This window comes from Alcanivorax sp. HI0044, from assembly GCF_001634945.1.
This window is the reverse complement of record NZ_LWEZ01000015.1, coordinates 1-743: the sequence shown is the minus strand read 5'-3', so window position 1 is coordinate 743 and position 743 is coordinate 1. Positions and strand designations below refer to the sequence as shown.

The following is a 743-nucleotide window of genomic DNA, read 5'->3' as shown; positions in this document are numbered from 1 at the left end:
TGCAGTTCGTCCTGCTTCTGTCGCAACGCCCGTTCGGCGGTGACCTGGGCGGACACATCCTCAATCTGGGAGAGAAAATACCGGGGCGTGCCATCCGCGTTACGCACAATGGACACTGCCAGCAAGACCCAGACAATATGCCCATCCTGGTGAAAATACCGTTTCTTCATCCAGTAACTGTTGCGCTTTCCTGCCAACAGCGCCTGCACCTGGTGCAGGTCCTTTTCCAGGTCATCCGGGTGGGTAATGGTCTGAAAGTCACTGTCCAGCAAGGTCTGTTCGTCATAGCCCAGAATGTTGCACAGTGCCGGGTTCACCCGCATCCAGCCCCCTTGCGGGGAGACGATGGCCATGCCAATGGCCGCGTGCCGGAACGCGCCCTCAAACAGGGCCATGTTCTCTTCCATCTTGCTGACGGCCAATTGCCGCTGCTGGTTCAGGTGGTCCTGCTCCAGCGCCTGACCAAGGGATTTGCCCATCAACTCCAGAAACTCCATTTCTTCGATGCTGAAGGGCTCGTTCCGGGGTGCCGGATCGCTGAAATTGAGGGTGCCAAAAATCTCGCCCTGCACATAAAGCGGCACGGCCATGTAGGATTCCAGCTGCATGCCCACATACACCGGATGCGAGCGCATCTCTGCCAGCTCGCCCACATGGTGCAACGCCACCGCCCCCTGTTTGCTGACCACGGTGGAACAGTAGGTATCACCCAGCGGGAAATGATCCCCGGTACTGATACCCCC

1 protein-coding gene is annotated in these 743 nt (G+C 58.4%); it reads right to left on the bottom strand.

Annotation, left to right across the window (positions count from 1 at the left end; translation table 11 throughout):
• Positions 1-743 (bottom strand): GAF domain-containing protein (locus A3730_RS00220; protein WP_156500688.1); only part of this gene is annotated, 743 nt, incomplete at both ends.